Source organism: Acetivibrio sp. (genome assembly GCF_035371925.1).
Lineage (GTDB): Bacteria > Bacillota > Clostridia > Acetivibrionales > Acetivibrionaceae > Hungateiclostridium.
On sequence record NZ_DAORXT010000145.1, the window covers coordinates 1 to 4178 of the forward strand.

Sequence of the window (4178 nt, forward strand, 5' to 3'; positions counted from 1 at the left end):
TTTCTCAAAATTTTTATTATAAACTCTTGACTTTAATTAGCTGGTCTTTCTTTTTGTTATAAAAATTATTTGCATTAAATTACTTAATTTCAGTGGACAAATTTATATTTTGCTTTATCATTTATATTATGAATTAATAACATTATAATTATTCAAAACGGGCAAACTATAGTTTGCATATTCAATGAAATTGAAGGCGGGGAAATTTGGCGAAAAATAAGAATTTGTTGTATTTACTTCGAATGATATATCTGGTAAAATTGATTTGACAAGTTCATATAAGTCAAAGATAGTGATTGAGTAGAGTATCCTATAGAAGATGGAGCCATCCTGATAAGAGAGGAATTGCCAGAGGCTGAGAGCAGTTCCAAGGAAATGGGTAGGAGAAGTGCACTCATGAATCGGAAAGCTGAAATCTACGGGAGGCAGTTAAAGTGCCGGTAATTTCACCGTGTTAAAGTAGGTTTTCCCGGAAGAAGCACCGTTATGCAAATGAGATGGATTATTCCAGATTGATACACAGAATAATTCCAATTAGAGTGGAACCGCGATTGTACCTCGCCTCTATGTTTTATAGGGCGGGGTTTTAATTTGTACAGGCATAGATTTATGATGAAAATACTTATTATATTATTTGAATTTGTGTGGTAAGTATAAATTATACTGAACAATTAATCGGGATGTGATAAGTAAAATGTTCAAGCAGTTTATTGAGGATGCAAAATCGATTGCCGAAAGGGATCCGGCGGCAACAAGTGTGCTGGAGGTTATCTTTTTATACTCAGGATTCCATGCGGTTTGTTTCCACAGGATTGCCCACTGGTTTTACAACAAGAATATGCGTTTTGTTGCCAGATTTATTTCGCAGCTAAGCAGATTCTTGACGGGTATCGAAATACATCCCGGGGCGAAAATAGGCAAAGGGCTGTTTATAGACCATGGCATGGGCGTGGTAATAGGTGAGACGGCAGAGGTGGGAGACAATTGTACGATTTACCACAATGTTACCCTTGGAGGAACAGGAAAAGACAAGGGAAAGAGACATCCCACCATAGGAAACAACGTGCTTATCAGTACCGGAGCGAAGGTGCTGGGCCCGTTCAAAGTGGGAGACAATTCTCGAATCGGAGCCAATGCTGTGGTTTTAAACGAGGTTGAGCCGAATACTACAGTGGTTGGAGTGCCGGGAAGAGCGGTTAAAAGGGGAGATCAGAAGATTGTACCCTCTATTGAATTGGATCAAATACATATCCCCGACCCGGTTGCTCAAGAGCTGTGCAGGATAAGGCAGAAAATAGAGAGCTTGGAGAGGGAGCTTTTGGAGCTGCGGCACAGCTCGCAAGGTGAGAAAACGCAGTCAGCGTCTCAAGAAGTGTATGAAAAATGTCAAGTGGAGATGGGAAAGGAGTTAACAGAAGATGAGACTTTATAACACTTTGACTCGGAGAAAGGAAGAGTTTGAACCTATTGACGAAAAGGAAGTGAAAATGTACTCATGCGGGCCTACGGTTTACAATTACTTCCACATAGGAAATGCCCGTCCGTTCATCATATTTGACACTTTGAGAAGGTACCTTGAATACAAGGGCTACAACGTGAAGTTTGTGCAGAATTTCACCGACATAGACGACAAAATGATAAAGAGGGCAAATGAGGAAGGAATAACGGTAAGGGAGCTTGCAGACAAATTTATAAACGAATATTTTGTAGATGCAAAGGGCCTTGGAATAAAAGAGGCGACAATACATCCTAGGGCAACGGAAAACATAGATGCGATAATTGACATGATTAAAAAGCTCGAAGATAAGGGTTTTGCCTATAATGTGGACGGAGATGTGTATTTTAGCGCCAAAAGATTTGAAGAATACGGAAAACTGTCCCATCAGTCGTTGGAGGATTTGGAGCTTGGCGCAAGAATTGACGTGAACGAAAGAAAGAAGGACCCTATGGATTTTGCGTTGTGGAAGGCTCAAAAACCGGGAGAGCCAGCCTGGGACAGTCCATGGGGAAAGGGAAGGCCGGGTTGGCATATTGAATGCTCTGCCATGGCAAACAAGTATCTTGGAGAGACAATAGACATTCACAGCGGTGGGCAGGACTTGGTATTTCCCCACCACGACAATGAGATTGCCCAGAGTGAAGCTGCCAACGGCAAGCCCTTTGCAAGATTTTGGCTTCATAATGGTTTTATAAATGTAGACGGCGAAAAAATGGCAAAATCAAAGGGAAATTTCTTTACGGTAAGGGATATCGCAAAGACCTTTGATTATGAAGTGATAAGGTTCTTTATGCTTTCGGCCCATTACAGAAGTCCCATAAATTTCAGTGCAGAGCTTTTGGAGCAGGCGAAAAACGGGCTTGAGAGGATATACACCTGCCTTGACAATCTTGAGTACTTAAAAGGGCATGCACAGCTTGAGAAAATGACAGAAGGCGAAGGGCAGTTTAAAGAGGACCTTCTCAAGATTAAGGCAAAATTCGTTGAAGCCATGGATGACGATATCAATACGGCGGATGCCATTGCAGCTATTTTTGATATTGTAAAGGAAGTCAACACCAATATAAATGCAACCTCCAATTCATCAAAGGAAATCATTGAATACTCCCATTTACTGATAAAAGAGTTGGGAGGGGTGCTGGGAATTGCCCAAAATGACAGGCAAAAAAGCATTGACAGCGAGATTCAAGAGCTTATTGACAGAAGGCAGCAGGCAAGAAAGGAAAAAGATTGGAAGACGGCTGATGAAATCAGAGACAAGTTAAAAGAAATGGGAATAATACTTGAAGACACTCCCCAGGGAGTAAAATGGACAATAAAAAAGTAAAGTTGAAAATTTGCGGGCTGCTTTAGAGGCAGCCTGCATATTATTTGGCCTCTTGGAATGAAATGAAAGAGGCAAAAGCGAAGTGACTCGAAGTCCCGAGCTTTTATTGGGTATTTCCTATTTGTCTTATGGTTACCTTGACATTTACTTCGCTTTTAACATTAGGAAAAATGTCGTCCCACTTGTCTTTAACCTTGGCCCAGTACGAAGGTTTTTTGGTTTTAAGAGCAGTAGAAAAATGAAAAACATCCGTACCTATTTCCTGTATTTTTTCTATTGTTTCGATACACTGCTCTTTTATTGATTTTTCAAAGGCCTTTTGGGCTTTTTCTATAAAATCATCGTCGATTTTCTCGGTAAGATCGTGATTTACTGTTTCTGTATAATTTCCTTTAATATCTATGTCTATCTTGAAAGAGACATCGTCACCCTGAATTACAGGTGTGATTTTGGCTTTTGATTTGACTACTTCAAGGCTCATTACACCATTATCGGAATGCTCATCCGGAATAACCTCTGAAGTAAAGATGCCGCCTAAATACACGTTGTGCAGTATTTTGATAATTTCAACATTCTGACCGTCCGCCCATCCCACCATTTTGTCCTTTTTAAATAGAGCGGTGCCCTTGTTCATTATTTCGTAAGAAGTTACTTCTATGGCGGGAAGATGGAAATCTTCACCTGAATATACGGATTGAACAGCTTGGCCAAGGTCTGACCAGTGTACTATTTCTCCATTTACCTTTGCATTTTTGGTTATTTTGGAGAGGTATATGGAAGCATAGTCTTCAACTCTTGGTATGATATTAAGGGCATCTTTTGCATTTCCGCTTGTTATAAATAATTTTGTTCTGCTTCTCATTTCGGGGTCCCGTATAAACAAATCAAGGACATTCTTAAGCCCCTTTCTTGCAACTTCTTCCGAAATAACAATGACCTGAAGATGCTCGTAATAGGGCACTAAATTTGTTCTTGTCGCAATGGTGCGGTTTATTTCTATAAAGGAATTGCCCACCTGGGTAATGTCCCATGTCTTGATCATGCCGGGATCTGAACCTCCTCCCGTTTGGATGTTGGGAAGTGTGGCATGCTTTACAACGGGTATCTGAATGGTCATGGCATAAGTGGCATTGCCGGTGTGAACTTCTGTGCCGGATTCAAACATTTTTTCCTGCTTACTTATCGGATTGTTTTCTTCATTTTTTGGGCTTTGGGGGAGTGGGGGATATGCATCGATTGCGATACCGATTACGTATGCCCTGTCTTCTATATCTATAGAATCCCAGCACGTTGAGACCATAACAGTGCTATATAGACGGTAAAGTGGCTTGAAGCAAGGGTTGGGTGGGATTT

The 4178-nt window shown here is 40.8% G+C and carries 3 protein-coding genes; 2 read left to right on the forward strand and 1 reads right to left on the reverse strand.

The window, feature by feature from the left end; genetic code table 11:
- The first annotated feature begins 694 nt into the window (after positions 1-694).
- Both epsC and cysS read left to right on the forward strand, forming a co-directional pair.
- A complete protein-coding gene (gene epsC, locus PLH43_RS13125) occupies positions 695-1432 on the forward strand; it encodes a serine O-acetyltransferase EpsC (RefSeq protein ID WP_324363854.1) in 738 nt (245 codons plus the stop codon).
- On the forward strand, positions 1419-2825 hold the full coding sequence (gene cysS / locus PLH43_RS13130) for a cysteine--tRNA ligase (protein WP_324363856.1): 1407 nt from the start codon (positions 1419-1421) through the stop codon (positions 2823-2825). The genes epsC and cysS overlap by 14 nt, the downstream gene beginning before the upstream one ends.
- A 103-nt stretch (positions 2826-2928) precedes the next feature.
- On the opposite strand, the gene PLH43_RS13135 is transcribed toward cysS, so the two are convergent.
- Complete coding sequence (locus tag PLH43_RS13135) at positions 2929-4125, reverse strand: Ger(x)C family spore germination protein (RefSeq protein ID WP_324363858.1); 1197 nt, start codon at positions 4123-4125, stop codon at positions 2929-2931.
- Between the last annotated feature and the right edge of the window lie 53 nt (positions 4126-4178).

What these genes read in the sequence shown, in the direction of transcription:
- epsC (WP_324363854.1), top strand. Translation starts at nt 695, where the DNA reads ATGTTCAAGCAGTTTATTGAGGATGCAAAATCGATTGCCGAAAGGGAT.
- cysS (WP_324363856.1), top strand. Translation starts at nt 1,419, where the DNA reads ATGAGACTTTATAACACTTTGACTCGGAGAAAGGAAGAGTTTGAACCT.
- PLH43_RS13135 (WP_324363858.1), bottom strand. Translation starts at nt 4,125, where the DNA reads ATGGTCTCAACGTGCTGGGATTCTATAGATATAGAAGACAGGGCATAC.